The sequence below is a fragment of the Microbacterium sp. NPDC057658 genome, assembly GCF_042799975.1.
GTDB lineage: Bacteria > Actinomycetota > Actinomycetes > Actinomycetales > Microbacteriaceae > Microbacterium.
The window spans coordinates 1,939,370-1,956,582 of record NZ_JBHVHT010000001.1 but is presented as its reverse complement, the minus strand read 5'-3'; the positions used below and the strand labels follow the sequence as shown (position 1 = coordinate 1,956,582).

19 protein-coding genes are annotated in these 17,213 nt (G+C 69.4%); 4 read left to right on the top strand and 15 right to left on the bottom strand.

All coding sequences use genetic code 11. The features are described from left to right. Positions 1-128 precede the first annotated feature (128 nt). The 7 genes from ACFU8V_RS09235 to dapA all read right to left on the bottom strand — a co-directional run bounded on the left by ACFU8V_RS09235 (position 129) and on the right by dapA (position 7,395). Positions 129-353 carry a DUF3046 domain-containing protein gene (locus tag ACFU8V_RS09235; protein WP_025103228.1) on the bottom strand — a complete coding sequence of 75 codons (225 nt, stop codon included), beginning with the start codon at positions 351-353 and terminating at the stop codon, positions 129-131. An 18-nt stretch (positions 354-371) separates the two neighbouring features. Continuing rightward, positions 372-680 carry a helix-turn-helix domain-containing protein gene (locus ACFU8V_RS09230; RefSeq protein WP_025103227.1) on the bottom strand — a complete coding sequence of 103 codons (309 nt, stop codon included), beginning with the start codon at positions 678-680 and terminating at the stop codon, positions 372-374. A gap of 141 nt (positions 681-821) precedes the next feature. Beyond that, the gene (locus ACFU8V_RS09225; protein ID WP_338565912.1) at positions 822-1,310 is read right to left on the bottom strand and encodes a CinA family protein; all 489 of its coding nucleotides are present in this window, start codon (positions 1,308-1,310) and stop codon (positions 822-824) included. Then, on the bottom strand, positions 1,307-1,882 hold the full coding sequence (gene pgsA / locus ACFU8V_RS09220; protein ID WP_025103225.1) for a CDP-diacylglycerol--glycerol-3-phosphate 3-phosphatidyltransferase: 576 nt from the start codon (positions 1,880-1,882) through the stop codon (positions 1,307-1,309). Before pgsA ends, ACFU8V_RS09225 begins: the two co-directional genes overlap by 4 nt. After that, on the bottom strand, positions 1,882-4,596 hold the full coding sequence (locus ACFU8V_RS09215) for a DNA translocase FtsK (RefSeq protein ID WP_025103224.1): 2,715 nt from the start codon (positions 4,594-4,596) through the stop codon (positions 1,882-1,884). Before ACFU8V_RS09215 ends, pgsA begins: the two co-directional genes overlap by 1 nt. A 91-nt stretch (positions 4,597-4,687) precedes the next feature. Further along, on the bottom strand, positions 4,688-6,364 hold the full coding sequence (locus ACFU8V_RS09210; protein ID WP_378870626.1) for a ribonuclease J: 1,677 nt from the start codon (positions 6,362-6,364) through the stop codon (positions 4,688-4,690). Between the two features lie 53 nt (positions 6,365-6,417). Continuing rightward, positions 6,418-7,395, bottom strand: a complete 978-nt coding sequence (gene dapA / locus ACFU8V_RS09205; protein ID WP_126893035.1) for a 4-hydroxy-tetrahydrodipicolinate synthase — start codon at positions 7,393-7,395, stop codon at positions 6,418-6,420. A 78-nt stretch (positions 7,396-7,473) separates the two neighbouring features. Here dapA and ACFU8V_RS09200 point away from each other — a divergent pair, with 78 nt between their 5' ends. Beyond that, complete coding sequence (locus ACFU8V_RS09200; protein ID WP_126893036.1) at positions 7,474-8,013, top strand: NUDIX domain-containing protein; 540 nt, start codon at positions 7,474-7,476, stop codon at positions 8,011-8,013. Between the two features lie 7 nt (positions 8,014-8,020). Here ACFU8V_RS09200 and ACFU8V_RS09195 read toward each other — a convergent pair whose 3' ends face one another. From ACFU8V_RS09195 to ACFU8V_RS09185, 3 genes are read right to left on the bottom strand one after another with little or no spacing between them, the layout of a single operon-like run. After that, a complete protein-coding gene (locus tag ACFU8V_RS09195; RefSeq protein WP_126893037.1) occupies positions 8,021-8,782 on the bottom strand; it encodes an SDR family oxidoreductase in 762 nt (253 codons plus the stop codon). Then, positions 8,782-9,258, bottom strand: a complete 477-nt coding sequence (locus ACFU8V_RS09190; RefSeq protein ID WP_062634903.1) for a dihydrofolate reductase — start codon at positions 9,256-9,258, stop codon at positions 8,782-8,784. Before ACFU8V_RS09190 ends, ACFU8V_RS09195 begins: the two co-directional genes overlap by 1 nt. Further along, positions 9,255-10,064, bottom strand: coding sequence for a thymidylate synthase (locus ACFU8V_RS09185; RefSeq protein WP_085607322.1), 810 nt, complete (start codon positions 10,062-10,064; stop codon positions 9,255-9,257). Before ACFU8V_RS09185 ends, ACFU8V_RS09190 begins: the two co-directional genes overlap by 4 nt. Before the next feature lie 113 nt (positions 10,065-10,177). On the opposite strand from ACFU8V_RS09185, the gene ACFU8V_RS09180 reads away from it, so the two are divergent. The 3 genes from ACFU8V_RS09180 (at position 10,178) to ACFU8V_RS09170 (ending at position 11,694) form a co-directional block, all read left to right on the top strand. Beyond that, positions 10,178-10,591 carry a thioredoxin family protein gene (locus ACFU8V_RS09180; protein WP_338565905.1) on the top strand — a complete coding sequence of 138 codons (414 nt, stop codon included), beginning with the start codon at positions 10,178-10,180 and terminating at the stop codon, positions 10,589-10,591. 20 nt (positions 10,592-10,611) lie between these two features. Further along, positions 10,612-11,184: a DUF4395 domain-containing protein gene (locus ACFU8V_RS09175; RefSeq protein WP_249522009.1), complete on the top strand. Its 573-nt coding sequence runs from the start codon at positions 10,612-10,614 to the stop codon at positions 11,182-11,184. Positions 11,185-11,268: 84 nt separating this feature from the next. Beyond that, positions 11,269-11,694 (top strand): OsmC family peroxiredoxin, encoded by a 426-nt coding sequence (locus tag ACFU8V_RS09170; RefSeq protein WP_085607318.1) that lies wholly within the window; start codon positions 11,269-11,271, stop codon positions 11,692-11,694. Between the two features lie 12 nt (positions 11,695-11,706). Here the strand turns inward: ACFU8V_RS09170 and ACFU8V_RS09165 are convergent, their stop codons facing one another. The 5 genes from ACFU8V_RS09165 to ACFU8V_RS09145 form a co-directional block, all read right to left on the bottom strand. Beyond that, positions 11,707-12,141: a hypothetical protein gene (locus ACFU8V_RS09165; RefSeq protein WP_082749918.1), complete on the bottom strand. Its 435-nt coding sequence runs from the start codon at positions 12,139-12,141 to the stop codon at positions 11,707-11,709. Next, entirely contained in the window at positions 12,141-12,881 is a 741-nt protein-coding gene (dapB, locus tag ACFU8V_RS09160; RefSeq protein ID WP_378870616.1) for a 4-hydroxy-tetrahydrodipicolinate reductase, read from the bottom strand. Before dapB ends, ACFU8V_RS09165 begins: the two co-directional genes overlap by 1 nt. A 55-nt stretch (positions 12,882-12,936) precedes the next feature. Beyond that, positions 12,937-13,539 (bottom strand): histidine phosphatase family protein, encoded by a 603-nt coding sequence (locus ACFU8V_RS09155; protein ID WP_025103212.1) that lies wholly within the window; start codon positions 13,537-13,539, stop codon positions 12,937-12,939. Positions 13,540-13,612: 73 nt separating this feature from the next. Then, positions 13,613-14,641: an aldo/keto reductase gene (locus ACFU8V_RS09150; RefSeq protein ID WP_025103211.1), complete on the bottom strand. Its 1,029-nt coding sequence runs from the start codon at positions 14,639-14,641 to the stop codon at positions 13,613-13,615. 214 nt (positions 14,642-14,855) lie between these two features. Beyond that, a complete protein-coding gene (locus tag ACFU8V_RS09145; RefSeq protein WP_378870612.1) occupies positions 14,856-17,129 on the bottom strand; it encodes a polyribonucleotide nucleotidyltransferase in 2,274 nt (757 codons plus the stop codon). Between the last annotated feature and the right edge of the window lie 84 nt (positions 17,130-17,213).

The window sequence follows — 17,213 nt, the reverse complement described above, 5'->3', positions numbered from 1 at the left end:
AGGAGCCGCGGATCGTGGGGACCAGAACCGTCTGACCACTTGTGCAGAAGACTACGCCTGGTTCGAACAGATTTTCGACAACACGCCGGTCCGGCGTGTCGGACTTCCGCACACCCGGGAAGCCGCCGTCACCGGCCGCGCGGCTCCAGACGCCCCACGCCGTGGCGACGGGATTCGGGGACATCCATGTCGGCGCAGAGCGCGAGCCAGATGTCGCGCGGAGGTACCCCGGCTTCGAGAGCCTCGAGCGCCGTTCGTCCCCCCATGCCGGAGAGCACGAGGTCATTCACCAGAGAAGAGGCTCGGGTATGGAACTCGGCGTCGACGGCGCGCAGGAACTCACTGCGTCGCATAAGGGTGATCTCCGCGTGTCAGCGGAGCGAGAGCTCGGGCTCCACGGACGCGACCAGGTCGTCCGGAACGACGTCCGGGAAGACCTGGATTCCTTCGAGCACCGAGATGCGGTCCCCGACCTCGCGCATGATCGTGGAGATGGGGACGTCGAGCGCCTCTGCCACCGAGGCGAGGATCTCGCTCGAGGCCTCCTTCTGTCCGCGCTCGACCTCACTGAGATAACCGAGAGCGACGGATGCCTTGCTCGCGACCTGCCGGAGCGTCCGCCCCTTCTGCAGACGGAAGTCCCTCAGCACGTCGCCGATCTCCTGTCGTACAAGAATCATCGGAACCTCCTCCGCAGTTCGTGAATCGAGGTCTCCCTCGAAGAGACGGCCAGTCTAGTCCTCCTGGCTTGCACAGAATCTACCCTTGCACTCTGTGGTTTAAATGTGAGCACATCCGTATCAACATGACGCGGCGGGTCGCTATTCCCGCAGCGCAGCAGCCAGCACGTCGAGGACCGCCGCGACCGTCTGTGCTCGCACCGCTTCGCGGTCCCCTTCGAAGCGGAACGGTCGGGTCCGGCTCACCGTCGGGGTGACCACGCCGATGTGGACGGTGCCCACGGGCTGCCCATCCGGGGACTCCGGGCCCGCGATCCCCGTGGTGGACACCCCGACATCGGCGGGGAGACCGTCCACCCCGACGGCCTCGCGCACTCCGGCAGCCATCTGCCGCGCGACCTCCGGGTGCACCGGTCCGTATCGCTCCAATAGCTCGGTGTCGACGCCGAGCAGCGTGTGCTTGACGGGGGTGGCGTAGGCGACGACGCCGCCGAGGAGCACCGCGGAGGCGCCGGGAACCGCGACGAGCGCCGCGCACACCGCACCGCCGGTGAGCGACTCCGCGACACCGAGGGTCCAGCCGCGCTCACGCAGAGCTTCCAGAGCCTCGGCCGGCGTCGTGCCGCTCATCGGCTCTGACGCGCGCCGCGCACCTGCGCGACGATGTAGTCGATCCCGCTGACGACGGTGAGCACGAGCACGATGACCATGAGGACGGTCGTCACGACGGTCCACGGGCCGAGCCCGATGAACACGTGCAGCGGCAGGAGAGCCCAGCCGAGGGCGACGCCCTGGAAGGCCGTCTTGATCTTGCCCATCCAGGCGGCCGCGACAACGTGCTCGCTCGCGACGACCAGCCGGTGGATGGTGATCCCCCACTCGCGGACGAGGATGATCACGACGATCCACCAGGAGACCTCGCCCAGGATCGCCAACCCGACGAATCCGGCGCCGGTGAGGAGCTTGTCCGCGATCGGATCCCAGAGCTTGCCGAAGTCGCTGACGATGTCGTAGCGACGTGCGAGGTAGCCGTCGACCCAGTCGGTCGAGATGGCGACGATGAAGAGGACGGCGGCAATCCAGCGCACGGTGAGATCGGCGAGGCCGTACGTCCCGCCGACGAGCAGGAGGACGAAGAACACCACGGCGAGCGGGATGCGCGCCACCGTGATGGCGTTGGGGAGCTGCCGAGGGATCGCCATCAGTCGCGTCCCGTCAGGCCCCAGGCGTCTTCGTCGCCCTCCGCTTCGACGACCGGCAGACCGTCGTACTGCGCCTCCAACGGATCCCGTTCGGCCGGCGGCACCGCTGCGGCGGCGGGCGCAGCCGGAGCCGCAGGAGCCGACGGAACGTCTTCGCCGCGGAGCTTCGCCATGACCTGCGGCAACTGCTCGGGGGTCGCGAGCACATCGCGCGCCTTCGAGCCCTCCGAGGGGCCGACGACCTCGCGCGACTCGAGGAGATCCATGAGGCGTCCGGCCTTGGCGAAGCCGACCCGCAGCTTGCGCTGCAGCATCGACGTCGATCCGAACTGCGAGGAGACGATGAGCTCGGCCGCCGCGAGCAGGAGCTCGAGGTCGTCGCCGATGTCCTCGTCGACCTCCTTCTTCTTCGTCGGCTCCATCGCCTCCTGGACGTCGGCACGGTACTCGGGACGCGCCTGACGCGTGACGTGCTTGACGACCGCGTCGATCTCCTTCTCGTCGACCCACGCACCCTGCAGTCGGAACGGCTTCGACGAGCCCATGGGCGAGAAGAGCGCGTCACCCTGTCCGATGAGCTTGTCGGCGCCGGGGCTGTCGAGGATCACGCGGCTGTCGGTGACGCTTGTGACCGCGAACGCGAGACGGGACGGCACGTTCGCCTTGATGAGGCCGGTGACGACGTCGACGCTCGGGCGCTGCGTGGCGAGCACCAGGTGGATGCCGGAGGCTCGGGCGAGCTGCGTGATGCGGACGATCGAGTCCTCGACGTCGCGCGGGGCGACCATCATGAGGTCCGCGAGCTCGTCGACCACGACGAGGAGGTACGGGTACGGCTTGAGCACCCGTTCGCTGCCCGGGGGCACCTCCACCTCGCCCGCACGCACGGCGCGGTTGAAGTCGTCGATGTGGCGGAAGCCGAACGACGCGAGGTCGTCGTACCGCATGTCCATCTCCTTCACGACCCACTGCAGCGCCTCGGCGGCCTTCTTCGGGTTCGTGATGATGGGGGTGATCAGGTGCGGGACACCGGCGTAGCTCGTCAGCTCCACACGCTTCGGGTCGATGAGGACCATGCGCACGTCGGACGGGCGCGCCCGCATGAGCAGGCTCGTGATCATCGAGTTCACGAAGCTGGACTTACCGGACCCCGTCGAGCCCGCCACCAGGAGGTGCGGCATCTTCGCGAGGTTGGCGACGACGAAGTTGCCGCCCACGTCCTTGCCGACGCCGATCGTGAGCGGGTGCGTGCTCTTCTGCGCGGCCGCCGAGCGCAGCACGTCGCCGAGGGCGACCGTCTCGCGGTCGGTGTTCGGGATCTCGATGCCGATCGCGCTCTTGCCGGGGATCGGCGAGAGGATGCGTACGTCGTTGGAGGCGACCGCGTAGGCGAAGTTGTTGCTGAGCTGCAGGATCTTCTCGACCTTGACGCCGTGGCCGACCTCGACCTCGTACTGCGTGACCGTCGGACCGCGGGAGAAGCCGGTGACCTTGGCGTCGACCTTGAACTGGTCGAGGACGCTGGTGATCTGCTCGACGATGCGGTCGTTCGCCTCCGAGCGGGCCACCGAAGGCGGTCCCTCGGACAGCACGCCCGGCGACGGGAGGATGTAGGGGGCCACGGGGGCCTGCGGACCGCGGTCGCCGGGGCCCTCCGTGCCGAAGCCGTCCAGTCCGGGCAGCTCCGGCATCTCGCCGGTGTCCGACTCGTCGTCCAGCAGCGCGGTCGTCTGCTGCTCCGCGAGCGCGTCCGTCACGGAGCGCACGTCGCTGAGCACCTCGGTCGCCGCGTCGTACGGGTTCGCCACCGTCACGGCCTGGTCGTATGCCGGCGTGGCCTCCGTGGTGGACAGGAGCGCGGTGATGTCGTCGGACGCGAGCGTGCCCTCGTCGGGGTCTTCCTCGCGACCGGTCTTGTTGCGTCGCCACCAGGGCAGCACGTCCGGGTCGTCGACCTTGTCGGCCTCGTCGACCGCGGCCGCGGTGTCCTTCGCCGGCTTCTCCGGGCGCTCCGCGTCGAACATCCACGCGTAGAGGTCTCCCAGGCGGGCACCGATGCGGTTCGGCGGCGTCTTCGTGAGGATGAGGATGCTCAGGGCGGCGAGCAGCCCGAGGATGAGGTACGCCGGAATGTCGGTCAGGTACGTCAGGGGCTGCCCCACGAGCCATCCGAGCAGACCACCCGACTCGCTCAGCGCGGGCATGCCCTGGTTCGGGTGGGGACGAGGGCCGGCGACGTGGAAGATGCCCGCCAGAGCGAGCACGAACATCCCGAAGCCGATCCCGATGCGCCCGTTGTCGTGCACGGACGACGGGTGCCGGAACAGCCATCCCGCCAGGAGAAGCAGCAGCACCGGCATGATGAAGGCCACCCGACCGACGAAGAGCCCCACCGAGTAGGCGCTGATGTTCGCCGCGACCTCGTTGCCGATGAAGAACCACTCGTTGACGGCACCGAGCGCCGCCAGGATCACCAGCAGGAACGGGAATCCGTCCCTGCGGTCGTCCTTCTGCAGCGTTTCCGGCCCGAAGGCCCGGAAGAGTCCGCCGACGCCGTGCGCGAGCCCGTTCCAGGCGCGCGCGGCGACGGGCGGCTTGTCCGCCTCGTCGATGTACTTCTTGGGTGCGGGCTGCGCCTTCGGAGCCGCCTGCCGCTTGGGGCGCGACGGGGCGCTCGTCGAGGCGCGCTCGGTCTTGGTGCTGCTCCTGGCCATGCCTCCACGGTACGACCCGCGACCGACATCTCCGCGTCACCACGCGGAACTCGACGATCACGGCGCGCGACGGCACGCCGTGATCCGAGGGTCAGGCCTCGATGACGAGAGGGACGATCATCGGGCGACGACGCAGCTTCTGGTTCACCCAGCGGCCGATCGTCCGACGGACGACCTGCGACAGCGCGTGCGTGTCGCGCACGCCGTTGCCGGACGCCTCCTTCAGCGCGGCGACGATCTTCGGAGCGACGTCGTCGAACACGGCGTCGTCCTCGGCGACGCCGCGCGCGTGGATCTCCGGCCCCGAGATGATGCGCCCGGTCGCGGCATCCACGACGACGATGACCGAGATGAACCCCTCCTCGCCGAGGATGCGACGGTCCTTGAGGTCGGCATCGGTGATCTCGCCGACGGTCGAGCCGTCGACGTAGACGAACCCGAGGTCGAGCTGCCCGGCCACCCGGGCGACGCCGTCCTTCAGGTCGATCACGGTGCCGTTGGAGGCGATGATCGTTTTCTGCTCGGGGATCCCGGTGTCCTGGGCGAGCTTGGCGTTGGCGATCAGGTGCCGGTACTCCCCGTGGACAGGGAGGACGTTCTTCGGCTTGAGGATGTTGTAGCAGTAGAGCAGCTCGCCGGCCGCGGCGTGCCCCGACACGTGCACCCGCGCGTTGGCCTTGTGCACGACGTTCGCGCCCAGCTTCGTGAGCCCGTCGATGACGCGGTAGACGGCGTTCTCGTTGCCCGGGATGAGGCTCGACGCCAGGATCACGGTGTCGCCCTCGCTCACCTCGATGGCGTGGTCCATGTTGGCCATGCGGCTCAGCACGGCCATCGGCTCGCCCTGCGAACCGGTCGACATGTAGACGATCTGCTCGTCCGGGAGGTCGCGTGCCTTCTTGAAGTCGATCAGCACGCCCGCCGGCACCTTGAGGTAGCCGAGCTGCTCCGCGATCGTCATGTTGCGGACCATGCTGCGGCCGAGGAACGCGACCCGACGCCCGTGCGCGTGCGCGGCGTCGATCACCTGCTGCACGCGGTGCACGTGGCTGGAGAAGCTCGCGACGATCACGCGGCGCGGAGCCTTGCCGATGACCTGGTCGAGGACCGGGCCGATGGAGCGCTCCGTGGGCGTGAAGCCGGGGACGTCGGCGTTGGTGGAGTCGACGAGGAAGAGGTCGACGCCCTCCTCCCCCAGGCGCGAGAACGCGCGCAGATCGGTGATGCGGCCGTCCAGGGGCAGCTGGTCCATCTTGAAGTCGCCGGTGGCGAGGGCCATGCCCGCGGGGGTGCGGATCGCGACGGCCAGCGCGTCCGGAATGGAGTGGTTCACCGCGACGAACTCGAGGTCGAACGGCCCGACCTTCTCGTGCTGGCCTTCCTTCACGGTCAGGGTGAAGGCCTTGATGCGGTGCTCCTTCAGCTTCGCCTCGACGAGGGCGAGCGTGAGTCCGGAGCCGATCAGCGGGATGTCGCTCTTCAGCCGCAGCAGGTACGGAACCGCCCCGATGTGGTCCTCGTGCCCGTGCGTCAGCACCACGCCCACGATGTCGTCGAGACGGTCACGGATCGGCTCGAAGTCGGGGAGGATGAGGTCGACGCCGGGCTGGTGCTCCTCCGGGAAGAGCACCCCGCAGTCCACGATGAGGATCTTGCCCGCGTACTCGAACACGGTCATGTTGCGACCGATCTCCCCCAGGCCGCCGATCGGGATGACCCGGAGCGTCCCTTCGTCGAGAGCGGACGGTTCGGCCAGGGGAATGGACATGCTGTCTCCTCAGTCGGACACTCCACGCGTCCGTTCGTTCAGGGTGACGCGGCTCAGCGCGTCGTGCCGTGCACCTTCGGCAGGGCGCCGCCCGCGGCCGCGTTGCGGTCGGGCCGGAAGTTCGAGAAGTCCGCCCCCGGCACGCCGCTGACGAGATCGAGCTCGTCCTCGATGAGGGCGGCCTCCCACTCCTCCGGGCCGACGAGGGGAAGGCGGACACGCGGACTGGAGATGCGGCCCAGCCCGTGCAGGATGTACTTCGCGGCGACCGTGCCGGGGACGTGCGTCATGACGGCCCGGACCAGCGGCTCCAGTCGCTTGTGCTCGGCGGTCGCGGTGGCGAGGTCGCCACGGTTCACCGCGTCGATGATGGTCCGGTACGGAGCGGCGGCGACGTTCGCCGTCACGCCGATGAGGCCGGTCGCGCCGATCGAAAGGTGCGGCAGCACGTTCGCGTCGTCACCGGAGAAGTACATGAGGTCGGTCTGGTTGAGCACACGGCTCACCTCGGAGAAGTCGCCCTTCGCATCCTTCACGGCGACGATGTTCGGGTGCTTGGCGAGCCGGAGGATCGTCTCGTACTTGATCGGGACACCGGTCCGCCCGGGGATGTCGTACAGGATGACCGGCAGGTCGGTCGCATCGGCGACGAGCCGGAAGTGCGTGAGGATGCCCGCCTGCGTCGGCTTGTTGTAGTACGGCGTGACGATCATGATGCCGTCGGCGCCGGCCTTCTCGCTGGCCTTGTACAGCTCGATGGCGTGCGCGGTCTCGTTCGATCCGCCACCCGTGATGATCTTCGCGCGTCCCGCCGAGACGGACTTGCCGACCTCGACGAGCTTGAGCTTCTCCGGGTCCGTCAGGGTCGAGGTCTCGCCGGTCGTTCCCGTCACGACGATGCCGTCCGCGCCTGCGGTGATCACGTCATCGATGTGCTTCTCGACGGCGGGCCAGTCGACTTCGCCGTCGGCCGTCATCGGAGTGACGAGCGCGACGAGAACCTGTCCGAAGGGGTTGCCCGAGTGCGTCATGCGTCCAGCGTATCGGGTCGGATGCCGCTGTCGCGGACGCGTCCGGTCCTCCTCCCCTGTCGGCCGTAGGCTCGCACCATGGGTTGGATCACGCACGCCTCACGCACGACCTACGAGAACGCCTGGATCCGCGTCCGCGAGGACGACGTCACCGGACCGGGTGGCCGGGGCGTCTACGGCGTCATGACGGTGCGGAACCCGGCGGTGTTCATCGTCGCGATGGACGCCGACGACCGGGTCTGCCTGGTCACCGTCGATCGCTACACGATCGGCACGTCCGTCGAGGTGCCCGCCGGCGGCACCGACGGCGAGGACCCGCGTGCCGCCGCAGAACGCGAGCTCCTCGAGGAGTCCGGGTACCGGGCGCTCCGGTGGGAGCATCTGGGTACGACGCACGCGCTCGACGGCGTCGCGGAGGCCACGGAGCACGTCTTCCTGGCCCGGGAGATCGAGCGCGTCGACGATGCGGTCGACAGCCGCGCGGAAGAGGGCATCGACACCGTGGAGTGGGTGGCGTTCAGCGAGGTCCTGCGGATGATCGCCGACGGCCGCATCACGGACGGCGAGACGATCGCCGCCATCGCCCTCGCCGGGATCCGTCTCGGGAGGTTCCGCTGACGGCGGGTCAGACCCGACCCCGACGGGCGACCGCCGCGGTGAGGGACCGGGGCAGCACCTTCGTCGCGGCCACGACGGCCTTGTACCGCACGGAGGGGATGGACACGGCCTTGCCCCGCGCCGCGTCGCGGAGCCCCTCGCGCACGACGTCTCGGGCATCGAGCCACAGGAAGGTCGGCACGCCCTCCTCGCCGACCGCGAGACCCATCCGCTCGTGGAAGGACGTGTGCGTGAAACCGGGGCAAAGCGCCGTGACGCTCACGCCGTCCGGGCCGTAGGCGATGTTCGCCCACCGGCTGAAGTCGATGAGCCAGGCCTTGCAGGCGGAGTACGTCGACCGCGAGATGAAACCGGCCACCGAGGCGACGTTGATGATCCGACCGCCCCGCCCCCGCATGGTCTGCAGGGCCGCGTGCATCAGGCGCATGGAGGCCTCGACGTGCACACGCAGATGCCGCACCTCGTCCTCGATGTCGTTGTCGGCGAACTGCAACGGCAATCCGAACCCGGCGTTGTTCACGAGCAGGTCGATCGGATCGTCCCGATCACGGAGCCGAGCCGCGACGAGCTCGACGCCGGCCTCCTCGGACAGATCGGCCGGGAGCACCTCGACAGCCACTCCCCACTCGCCGCGCAACTCCCCCGCGAGAGCCGAGAGCGACTCCTCCGAGCGGGCCACGAGCACGAGGTCGGCGCGTCGACGTGCCAGCTGACGGGCGAACTCGGCGCCCAGCCCCGCGCTGGCTCCGGTGATCAGTGCGGTGGGCATCAGCGCTCGTACCTCAGGAAGCGATACCGGACGCCGGTGCGGGACGTCTGCCAGTCCCCCTCGTCCACCACGCGCCACCCGGTCTTGGGCGGAGCGAACGTGTCGCCGTCGACCGTGAGGTCGAGCTCCGTGACCTCGAGCCGGTCGGCGTCCGCGATCACCTGACGGAAGATCTCCGCACCGCCGATGATCCACACCTTCTCCTGGCCGCGCACGGCCTCGGACACCGTGGACGCACGGCGGGCGCCCTCCGCCGTCCAGTCCTGCTGGCGGGTCACGACGATGTTGTCGCGACCGGGCAGGGGGCGGAATCGCTCGGGCAGCGAATCCCAGGTCTTGCGTCCCATGACGACCGGAGCGCCCTGCGTGGTCTCCTTGAAGTGCGCCAGATCCTCCGGCACGTACCAGGGCATGCCGCCCTCGGCGCCGATCACGCCTCCGGCGGCCTCGGCCCAGATGAGCCCCACCCAGGTCATACCGCCACCGCCGCCCTGATCGGTGCGTGGTGCTGGTAGTCCTCGACGACGAAGTCCTCGAACCGGTAGTCGAAGATCGACTCCGGCTTCCGCGCGAAGCGCAGCGTCGGGTACGGGTAGGCCTCTCGCGTGAGCTGCTCGCGCACCTGCTCGACGTGGTTGTCGTAGACGTGGCAGTCCCCGCCGGTCCACACGAAGTCGCCGGGCTCCAGCCCCACCTGCTGCGCGATCATCATCGTCAGCAGCGCGTAGGAGGCGATGTTGAAGGGGACGCCGAGGAACATGTCGGCGCTGCGCTGGTAGAGCTGGCAGGAGAGCTTTCCGTCGGCGACGTAGAACTGGAACAGTGCGTGGCACGGTGCGAGGGCCATGTCCGGGATGTCCGCGGGATTCCAGGCGGAGACGAGCAGGCGCCGCGAGTCGGGTGAGCGCCGGATCTGCTCGATGACCTCGGTCAGCTGATCGATGCTGCCGCCGTCGGGAGTCGGCCAGGACCGCCACTGGACGCCGTACACCGGGCCGAGGTCGCCGTCCTCGTCCGCCCACTCGTCCCAGATCGAGACGCCGTTCTCCTGAAGCCACCGGACGTTGGAGTCGCCACGCAGAAACCAGAGCAGCTCGTACGCGATGGACTTGAAGTGGACGCGCTTCGTGGTGATGAGGGGGAAGCCCTGCGCGAGATCGAAGCGGATCTGCCGCCCGAACACGCTCGTGGTCCCGGTCCCGGTGCGATCGCTCTTGTGCGTGCCCGTCTCGAGCACGTCGCGGAGCAGGTCTTCGTACGGAGTCGGGACAGCGGCGCTCATGGTTGTCAGGATACCCGCCCCGCTCCCGGCGGGGGCGGTGGCCGTGACGCGATCCGCACGTCACGGACCGAAACATCGCGACGCTTCTGCGATCACGGCTCTAGCCTCGAGGGATGTCCCCCGCGCTCGCTTTCGCCGCCCTGGCCGCGCTTCTGGTGCTCGCCACCGTGGTCGGGCTCGTGCTCCGCGGGAGAGAGGGTCGCCGCCGCGACGGCGGCGACCTGCGGTTCGATCCCGCTGATGCGGAGGACGCGGTGCTGGGGGCCACGGCGACGCTCGTGCAGTTCAGCACGGAGACCTGCGCCCGCTGCCCCCAGGTGCGTCGTCTTCTCGGCACCTTTGCGTCCGAGGACGCCGGCCTCGCGCACATCGAGGTCGATCTCACGCACCGCCCGGATCTCTCGGCGCGCTACCGTGTGCTGCAGACACCGACCACCTTCGTGCTCGACGCCACCGGGCGCGTCAGGGCCCGGTTCGCGGGCATACCCGCTCGCGAGAGCCTGACCCACGCCCTCGCCGCCGTCTGAGACCCCGTCTGGAGCAGATGATGAACCCTCCCCCCGGAATCGATCCGCGCGGGCCCCGCTTCGCCGCCGGGATCACCGCACTCCTGCTCGCCGTCGCGACGTTCCTGGCCCTCATCGGGATCTCCACCGCGCGGACCACCGATGGCTGGTTCGCGCTCACGGCGTCGTCGGAGTTCGCGTTCATCGGAGGAGGCGGGTGGGCGGTCTCCGCCGCGGGGCCGGTCGCGCGTGTCCTCGACCCGGGCTTCCTCCTCGCCACACTGATCGCGCTCCTGTTCCTCTGGGGCGTCGTCTCTCCCGCCACCGCCCCGTGGGGCGTCCTCTACCGCCGCCTCGTCCGTCCGCGCCTCGCGCCGCCCGCAGAGCTGGAGGATCCGCGTCCCCCGCGGTTCGCCCAGGGCGTTGGTCTCGTCGTCGTGGGATTCGGCCTCCTGCTCCACCTCGCCGGGGTGCCGTGGGCCCTTCCGATCGCCACCGCCGCCGCGTTCCTCGCCGCCTTCCTCAACGCCGTGTTCGGACTGTGCCTCGGGTGCCAGCTCTACCTCCTGCTGCAGCGCGTCGGGCTCACCGGCCGACCGCGCCGCGCCGCCTGACGCCGGTTCCCGAAGGCCCGGTCGCTCGGTAGGCTGACGAGCAAGCGACGCCGCTCCCCCGGTGGCGTCAGAACCGGAGGAACCATGCCCGTCACCAGTGAAGCCGCCGCCACCTGGACCGGATCGCTCACGGAGGGTTCCGGCACGGTCGCCTTCTCCTCCTCGCATCTGGGGACGTTCCCGATCGACTGGAAGTCCCGCAGCGAGGGCAGCGAGACGACCACGACGCCGGAGGAGCTCATCGCCGCGGCCCATGCCTCCTGCTTCAGCATGGCGCTCTCGCACGCACTCACCGAGAACGGCACGCCCCCGGAGCGCGTCGACACCAGCGCCTCGGTCACCTTCAAGCCGGGCGTCGGCATCACCGGCAGCCACCTCAACGTCAACGCGACCGTGCCGGGTCTGACCGCGGAGAAGTTCCAGGAGATCGCCGAGGGGGCGAAGACCGGTTGCCCGGTGTCCCAGGCTCTCGCGGGCATCGAGATCACGCTCGAGGCGACTCTCGCCTGAGCCGCGTGGACCTCAGGCGCGGGAGAGGCTGATCGCCTGTCGGATGCTCGCCCTGGCGTCCTTGCGGCGTCCCGCCGCGTCCTGCACGACGCCGAGGCGATAGCGCGCCCGCCAGTCGGTGGGCGCCGCCTCCGCCTCCGCCGTGTAGCGCGCGACGAGCGCGTCGGCATCCTTGCGGGCGATGCGTCCGCTGGGCGTGAGCTCGGTCTCCACGGGCGGCATACCGCCCTCGGCGTCGAGCAGGCGTCCCAGACGGTCGGCACCGAACCCGAAGAGCATCTCGCGCACCAGCGCCCACCCGCCCACGGGTGCGAGCACGAGGAGCGTGATGCCCATCCCGATGGAGACAGGCGTGCCCACGGCGAGGAACATGACGGCGAGCCAGCCCGCCACCACGAGGTAGAGCAGGAGGGCCGCGGCCATCAGCCCGACCCCGATCCGCGACATCACGAGCGGATGCCGATGTCGAGCATGTTCTCCAGGCCCACCACGACGCCGGTGGCGGTGGCCGCATAGGGCACGGCCAGGCGGATCCCCGGCGCATACGCCAGGCCCGGGTCGGTGGTGTCATGCGTGAAGGTCAGCGACTCCCCCGGACCGGACAGGATCACCTCCTGCTTGGCGATCACCCCGGGGCGGCGGAGCGAGTGGATGGGCACGCTGCCGACCTGCTGACCTCGGGCGCGCTGATCGGCATGCGGCGCACTCACCGGACCCTGCGTCGCGCGCGCGGCGGCGATGAGCTCCGCCGTGCGGACGGCTGTCCCGCTGGGCGAGTCCACCTTCGTCTCCCGGTGTGCCTCGACGATCTCGACCGAGCCGAAGTAGGGCGCGGCGGCCGCCGCGAGGGCCGAGCCGAGAACGGAGCCGAGGGAGAAGTTCGGGATGAACACCGCTCCCGTGTCGGCGGCTTCGACGAGCGGCCGGACGAGGGCGATCCGCTCCGCCGACCAGCCGGAGGTGGCCACGAGGATGTTGAGCCCGTACTCCACGGCCGTGCGCACCACGTCGATGCTGACCTGCGGGGTTGAGGCATCGATCACGAGGTCGGCGCCCGCGAGCTCCGACAGGTCGCTCGCCGACGTCAGCACCCGGCTCACCTCGAAGCCCTCGAGCTCCTCGATCACCGCAGCGATGATCGTCCCGAGCTTTCCGGTCCCGCCGACGAGGGCTACCTTCGTGGTCATGCGTCCAGTCTATTTCCGGGCGTCGGCCGGGGGTCGCGGCGCGCGGAGGCGTCGATCAGACCAGCAGCGCGTCCGGGATGCCCGTCCGCAGCTCCATCGGAAGATGGCCGGTGTCGTTGTGCGTGAGCAGGGTCCATGGCCGTCCCTGCTTCTGCGCGATCACCGTCAACCCGCAGTGCGACTGGTTCAGGGTCATCCAGCGCCAGTCCGGTGCGGCGAGCACCTCGCGCACGAACCACGAGATCACGAAGTTGTGGGTGATGAGCACCTCGTGCACGTCGCCGGTCTTCCGCACGAGGAACTCGTTGACGGCATCGGACATCTGCGCGCGGCCCGCCTCGATCTCCGCCTCGGTCACGGAGCCGAAGAAGGGCTCGAACACGGCCGGCGTCTCCTCCGTCATCCCCGTCGGCACGCAGTCGAAGAGCAGAGCGGAGGGCTCCGGATCCACGGAGGGGAGTCGGCCGGCGATCGCTCGCGCCGTCTCCGCGGCGCGGAGGAGCGGCGAATGCCAGACGGCGTCGAGCGGGAGGCCGGACAGGCGATCCGCGATGAGCTCCGCCTGCCGCTGACCGCGCGGGGAGAGGGGTCCGTCGGCGAGGCCGTGCTCGGCATCCTGATGTTCACCGTGTCTGACCAGATATATGTAGTGCGTCACAACTCGCTCGCTCGCCTCGTCGCCAGCATCCGCCGGTCTTCCTCTTCCACCCTATGTCACGGGCGCCGCGAGCTCAGGCGCCCGCGCGGGTGAGGTCGGCGACCTGTACCCGGGACAGCGTCACGCCCGCGCCCTGCATGAGCTCGTCGACGTGGTCGGTCGCGAACGTGTTCACGATCGGCGCGGCGACCGTGCGCTGCGCGAGCAGCCACGCGATGGACACGGCCGCGACAGGCACGGCGAGCTCCGCCGCGACCTGATCCAGCGCACGCAGCACCTTGGTCCCTCGGCGGTTGAGGTGACCCCGGAGCTGCTCGCCGCGGACGCCGCGCGACGCGACCGCCTTCGTCCGGTGACGGCCGGACAGGAATCCGTGCTCCAGCGCGTGGGACGGCGTCACGGCGAGGTTCTGCGCGCCGGCGACGAGCCGCAGGTCGCCCTCGAACGGCTGCCGACGGACGAGGTTGTACGGCGTGTCGATGACCGTGATGCGCGGATATCCCGCCGACGCGAGGATCCGCGCCTCGACGAGCCTCTCCGGCGTGAAGCCGTACGCGCCGAGCGCCCCGATCTTCCCCGCCTCGACGAGCCACTCGACCGTGGCCAGGGTGTCTTCGAGGTTGGTCGTCGCATCCAGCGTGGCGTCCAGGTACAGCACGTCGATGCGCTCGACGCCGAGCCGGGTCAGCGACCCCTCGACGGCACGGACGAGGTTGACCGATCCCAGGCCGGGGTTGTCGGCGTGCGCTCCGATGCGCACGCTCAGGACCACCCGCTCGCGCTGGTCCCGCGACCGCAGCCACTGCCCGAGGATATGCTCGCTCCGCCCGCCGGAGAACCCGTCCGCGGTATGGATGGCGTTGCCGCCGAACTCCACGTAGCGGTCGAGGATGCCGTGGCTCGTCTCGAGATCGACGTTCCATCCGAACTCCGCGGCGCCGAGCATCAGCGGGAACGTCTCGTACCCGGTCTCGCCGAGGGCGGCGCGGATGGACTCCCCCACGCCGGGCCCGACGATCGGGATGGGGGCGGACGGGTGGTCCTCGTGCTCCTGCGGGGCGCGTTCAGCAGGTGTTCCTGCGCCTACGCTGAACAACCGCATACTCTCACCCCCGCCGTGATCGGCCGGAGCCGATCGACATCACTGCTTCGCTGGCACCCCCCGGTGCGTACTTCGAGGGTATGCGACGTGCGCGAACGTCCCGACCAATCCGGGGAACGGCGCGCAAACTTCCCATAACGTTTCGATCACGGCACAGACGACGGAACCCGGGCCCCTCCGACGGAGAGACCCGGGTTCCGTGTCATCCGTTGTCTTACTCGGCGGCGTCCTCGGCCGGAGCCTCGTCCGCAGCGGGCGCATCGTCGAGCACGGGCTCGAGCGACAGCTTGCCGCGGTCGTCGATCTTCGTGATCTTCACGAGGATCTTCTGGCCGACGGAGAGCACGTCCTCGACGTTCTCCACACGCTTGCCACCGGCGAGCTTGCGCACCTCGGTGACGTGCAGCAGACCGTCCTTGCCCGGCAGCAGCGAGATGAAGGCGCCGAAGGTGGCGATCTTCACGACGGTGCCGAGGAACTGCTCGCCGACCTCCGGGTTGGTCGGGTTGGCGATCGCGTTGACCTGGGCACGGGCGGCCTCGGCCGAGGGGCCGTCGGTCGCGCCGATGTAGACGGTGCCGTCCTCCTCGATGGAGATCTGCGCACCGGTCTCGTCCTGGATCGCGTTGATCGTCTTGCCCTTCGGGCCGATCAGCTCGCCGATCTTGTCGACCGGGATCTGGACGCTGATGACGCGTGGCGCGGTGGGTGCCATCTCGTCGGGAGCGTCGATCGCGGCGTTCAGGACGTTGAGGATCGTCAGACGAGCGTCCTTGGCCTGGGTCAGCGCGCCCGCGAGCACCGACGACGGGATGCCGTCGAGCTTCGTGTCGAGCTGGATGGCGGTGACGAACTCGCTCGTGCCGGCGACCTTGAAGTCCATGTCACCGAGCGCGTCCTCCGCACCCAGGATGTCGGTCAGCGCCGCGTACCGGGTCTCCCCGTTGACCTCGTCGGAGACGAGGCCCATCGCGATGCCGGCGACGGGGGCGCGCAGCGGCACACCCGCGTTGAGGAGCGAGAGGGTCGACGCGCAGACGGAGCCCATCGAGGTGGAGCCGTTGGAGCTCAGCGCCTCGGACACCTGACGGATCGCGTACGGGAACTCCTCGCGGCTCGGCAGAACCGGCACCAGAGCGCGCTCGGCGAGGAAGCCGTGCCCGATCTCGCGACGCTTCGGCGAACCCACGCGGCCGGTCTCACCGGTCGAGTAGGGCGGGAAGTTGTAGTGGTGCATGTAGCGCTTGCTGGTCGTGGGCGACAGCGAGTCGATCTGCTGCTCCATCTTGAGCATGTTCAGCGTGGTGACACCCATGATCTGGGTCTCGCCGCGCTGGAAGATCGCGGAGCCGTGCACGCGCGGGATGACCTGCACCTCGGCGTCGAGCGGACGGATGTCCGCCAGCCCGCGGCCGTCGATGCGGGTGCCCTCGGTGAGGATGCGACCACGCACGATCTTCTTCGTGACGGACTTGTACGCCGCGGAGAACTCCAGCGGGGCCGCAGCCGGGAGCGAGCCCTCCTCGGTGGCCTCGATGAGCTCGGCCTTGACGCGGTCCTTGATCGCGTCGTCGGCGTTCTGGCGCTCGGTCTTGTCGGCGATCTGGTAGACGTCGCTCAGCTCGGCGAACGCGCGCTCGGACACGAAGTCGTAGACCTCGTCGCTGTACGCGGGGAAGACCGGGTACACGCCCGGCTCCTTCGACGCGGTGGCGGCGAGCTCGGCCTGGGCCTTGACGAGCTGGGCGATGAACGGCTTCGAGGCCTCGAGGCCCTGGGCCACGATGGTCTCGTCGGGCTTGGTGGCGCCGGCCTTGATCAGGTTCCAGCTGCCCTCGGTCGCCTCGGCCTCGACCATCATGATCGCGACGTCCTCGGAGCCGTCGGCCTTGGTGACCACGCGGCCGGCGACGATGAGGTCGAACACGGCCTCGGAGACCTGCTCGGCGGTCGGGAACGCGACCCACTGGTCCTCGTGCTGGCCGTGACCGGGGATGAACGCGAGGCGCACACCGGCGACGGGGCCCGAGAACGGCAGACCCGAGATCTGGGTGGACGCGGACGCGGCGTTGATCGCGAGGGCGTCGTAGAACTCGCCCGGCGCGATCGAGAGGACCGTGATGACGATCTGGACCTCGTTGCGCAGGCCGTCGACGAACGACGGGCGCAGCGGACGGTCGATCAGACGGCAGACCAGGATCGCCTCGGTCGAGGGACGACCCTCACGACGGAAGAACGAGCCGGGGATCTTGCCGGCGGCGTAGGAGCGCTCCTCGACGTCGACCGTCAGCGGGAAGAAGTCGAAGCCCTCGCGCGGGTGCTTGCCCGCGCTCGTGGCCGACAGGAGCATGGTCTCGCCGTCCAGGTAGGCGGCGACGGCGCCCTGAGCCTGCTGCGCGAGGCGGCCGGTCTCGAAGCGGATGGTGCGGGTGCCGAAACGGCCGTTGTCGAGAACGGCCTCGGTGGCGGTGATTTCAGGACCTTCCAAGAGGTCTCTCCTTCTTTGTTTAGACTCGCGAATCCGTGTGACGCGCGAGCGTGTTCAAAGGAGCGGAACGGAAGGGTTCGGGCG

What these genes read in the sequence shown, in the direction of transcription:
- ACFU8V_RS09225 (WP_338565912.1), bottom strand. Translation starts at nt 1,310, where the DNA reads ATGAGCGGCACGACGCCGGCCGAGGCTCTGGAAGCTCTGCGTGAGCGC.
- ACFU8V_RS09195 (WP_126893037.1), bottom strand. Translation starts at nt 8,782, where the DNA reads ATGCCCACCGCACTGATCACCGGAGCCAGCGCGGGGCTGGGCGCCGAG.
- dapA (WP_126893035.1), bottom strand. Translation starts at nt 7,395, where the DNA reads ATGACGCACTCGGGCAACCCCTTCGGACAGGTTCTCGTCGCGCTCGTC.
- ACFU8V_RS09180 (WP_338565905.1), top strand. Translation starts at nt 10,178, where the DNA reads ATGTCCCCCGCGCTCGCTTTCGCCGCCCTGGCCGCGCTTCTGGTGCTC.
- ACFU8V_RS09235 (WP_025103228.1), bottom strand. Translation starts at nt 353, where the DNA reads ATGCGACGCAGTGAGTTCCTGCGCGCCGTCGACGCCGAGTTCCATACC.
- ACFU8V_RS09215 (WP_025103224.1), bottom strand. Translation starts at nt 4,596, where the DNA reads ATGGCCAGGAGCAGCACCAAGACCGAGCGCGCCTCGACGAGCGCCCCG.
- ACFU8V_RS09230 (WP_025103227.1), bottom strand. Translation starts at nt 680, where the DNA reads ATGATTCTTGTACGACAGGAGATCGGCGACGTGCTGAGGGACTTCCGT.
- ACFU8V_RS09190 (WP_062634903.1), bottom strand. Translation starts at nt 9,258, where the DNA reads ATGACCTGGGTGGGGCTCATCTGGGCCGAGGCCGCCGGAGGCGTGATC.
- dapB (WP_378870616.1), bottom strand. Translation starts at nt 12,881, where the DNA reads ATGACCACGAAGGTAGCCCTCGTCGGCGGGACCGGAAAGCTCGGGACG.
- ACFU8V_RS09200 (WP_126893036.1), top strand. Translation starts at nt 7,474, where the DNA reads ATGGGTTGGATCACGCACGCCTCACGCACGACCTACGAGAACGCCTGG.
- ACFU8V_RS09165 (WP_082749918.1), bottom strand. Translation starts at nt 12,141, where the DNA reads ATGTCGCGGATCGGGGTCGGGCTGATGGCCGCGGCCCTCCTGCTCTAC.
- ACFU8V_RS09185 (WP_085607322.1), bottom strand. Translation starts at nt 10,064, where the DNA reads ATGAGCGCCGCTGTCCCGACTCCGTACGAAGACCTGCTCCGCGACGTG.
- ACFU8V_RS09170 (WP_085607318.1), top strand. Translation starts at nt 11,269, where the DNA reads ATGCCCGTCACCAGTGAAGCCGCCGCCACCTGGACCGGATCGCTCACG.
- pgsA (WP_025103225.1), bottom strand. Translation starts at nt 1,882, where the DNA reads ATGGCGATCCCTCGGCAGCTCCCCAACGCCATCACGGTGGCGCGCATC.
- ACFU8V_RS09210 (WP_378870626.1), bottom strand. Translation starts at nt 6,364, where the DNA reads ATGTCCATTCCCCTGGCCGAACCGTCCGCTCTCGACGAAGGGACGCTC.
- ACFU8V_RS09175 (WP_249522009.1), top strand. Translation starts at nt 10,612, where the DNA reads ATGAACCCTCCCCCCGGAATCGATCCGCGCGGGCCCCGCTTCGCCGCC.
- ACFU8V_RS09150 (WP_025103211.1), bottom strand. Translation starts at nt 14,641, where the DNA reads ATGCGGTTGTTCAGCGTAGGCGCAGGAACACCTGCTGAACGCGCCCCG.